Below are 2,215 nucleotides of genomic sequence, written 5' to 3'. Positions count from 1 at the left end.
AAGAACTTCCTAACAGCTGGTACAAATTTAGAGACATAGCACTTTTTTGGCTCGATAAAGGCGTTGATGGCTTTAGATACGACATGGCCGAAATGGTGCCAGTAGAGTTTTGGAGTTTTTTAAATTCGTCGATAAAAATGCAAAAAAGCGACGCCTTTTTGTTAGCCGAAGTGTATAACCCGCTAATGTACCGTGCATATATTCACCAAGGTAAAATGGACTACCTTTACGACAAAGTAGGCTTTTATGACACACTAAAAGCCATTATGCAGGGTAAGCAAGCTGCTAATACTATTTTTGCAGCCCAAAGCCAAGTTACTGATATTGAAGCGCACATGCTGCATTTTTTAGAAAATCACGATGAACAACGCATCGCGAGCCTTGATTTTGCAGGTGATGCACGCTGGGGAAAACCAGCAATGGTAGTTTCTAGCTTAATTAGTCGCGCACCTACTTTATTATATTTTGGCCAAGATGTGGGGGAAGATGGTTCAGAAAACGCAGGTTTTGGAACACCTACTCGCACCAGTATTTTTGACTACATTGGCGTGCCAGCGCACCAAGCATGGATGAATAATGGCAAGTTTGACGGTGCTAATTTAACACAAGAGCAAGTAGCACTTCGTGATTACTACAAAGCGGTTATGTCACTAAATAGTTTACCTGCTGTGGTAGGCGGTGAAATGACTGAGCTTAGCGTTACAGGAAGTGAGCGAGTTGTAGGTTTTACGCGCAAACTTGGCCAACAAACGTTGTACGTATTAAGTAACTTTAGTGAACAACCTCAAACAATTACGGTTAATTTATCAAAAGCACAATTAGGAGCAATGAGTGAAAATACGCTATTAAATGATTTACTTGAAAATCACACCACCCAGCTTAAAGCTCACCCGCAAGGCGCTACATTTAACCTCACACTTGATGCATTTAGCAGCGCAGTTTTAACTAATAAGGCTAATCATGAATAATCAAAATAATAATTATGACAGCAACAAACCAAACCTGAGTTTTTGGCAAATATGGAATATGTGCTTTGGTTTTTTAGGTATTCAATTTGGCTTTGCACTACAAAACGGCAATGTGAGCCGAATATTTCAAACATTAGGCGCACAAGTTGATGATATTCCCATTTTATGGGTTGCAGCACCGCTTACTGGCTTAATCGTACAGCCTATTATTGGTTACTGGAGCGATAAAACGTGGGGGCGCTTTGGTCGCCGCCGTCCGTTCTTTTTTATAGGCGCAGTGTTAACAACGCTTTCACTATTTATTATGCCGCATTCACCAACGCTTTGGATTGCCGCTGGTATGTTATGGATAATGGATGCGTCAATCAACGTAACCATGGAACCGTTTAGAGCACTTGTTGGGGATAACTTGCCAGAAAAACAACGGGCTACAGGTTACGGGTTACAAAGCTTTTTTATTGGTATTGGTGCGGTACTAGCCTCAGCATTACCATGGATGATGACCAACTGGTTTGATGTAAGTAATACCGCAGCCCCAGGGCAAATTCCAGAGTCTGTTAAATACTCATTTTATTGGGGCGGGGTGGTGTTACTTGTTGCCGTGCTTTGGACCGTAGCACGTACAAAAGAGTATAGCCCAGAGCAATTAGCGGCTTTTGAAAAGCAAAGCGCTCAACCTACTACAAGCAAACTGGTTGATATTAACTTTAATAAAGGCGCCATTATTTTTGTAGTGCTGGGTTTAGCAACCCTTGCATTAGTCATGGGCTTATCGCTTGAAAAAGAATTATACCTATTAGCTGGTGGTTTATTAGCGTTTGGTATTGTGCAGTGGATTGCAGCGGCGCTTAAAAGTGCGAATAAAACCCAAGGTGGTTTTTACCAAGTAGTACAAGATGTATTTACTATGCCAGAGGCTATGAAGCAGCTTGCCTGGGTGCAGTTTTTTAGCTGGTTTACTTTATTTGCTATGTGGATTTATACCACCGCTGCAGTAACAAGCTTTCATTATGGTAGTAGCGATGCAACCTCTAAAGCATTTAACGATGGTGCTGACTGGGTGGGTATTTTATTTGCCGCTTACAATGGATTTGCCGCAATTGCCGCTATGTGTATTCCGTTTTTAGTTAAAAAAATGGGATTAAAAGGAGCGCATTGCTTTAATTTATTGCTGGGCGCGTTAGGTCTTGCAAGCTTTATGTTTATTCAAGATCCTAAAATGTTACTTATTCCTATGATTGGGGTGG

2 protein-coding genes are annotated in these 2,215 nt (G+C 41.4%); both read left to right on the top strand.

Going from position 1 to position 2,215, the window contains the following annotated elements; translation table 11 throughout:
* Positions 1-968 (top strand): alpha-amylase family glycosyl hydrolase (locus H5072_RS17425; protein WP_259395976.1); only part of this gene is annotated, 968 nt, incomplete at its 5' end.
* The coding region (locus tag H5072_RS17420) for an MFS transporter (protein WP_182694269.1) at positions 961-2,215 on the top strand (1,255 nt) is incomplete at its 3' end. The genes H5072_RS17425 and H5072_RS17420, both read left to right, overlap by 8 nt.

This window comes from Pseudoalteromonas sp. SR45-5 (genome assembly GCF_014163565.1).
GTDB classification, from domain to species: Bacteria; Pseudomonadota; Gammaproteobacteria; order Enterobacterales; family Alteromonadaceae; genus Pseudoalteromonas; species Pseudoalteromonas distincta.
Note: the sequence above shows the minus strand (reverse complement) of the source record. Positions and strands in the feature narration are given on the sequence as shown.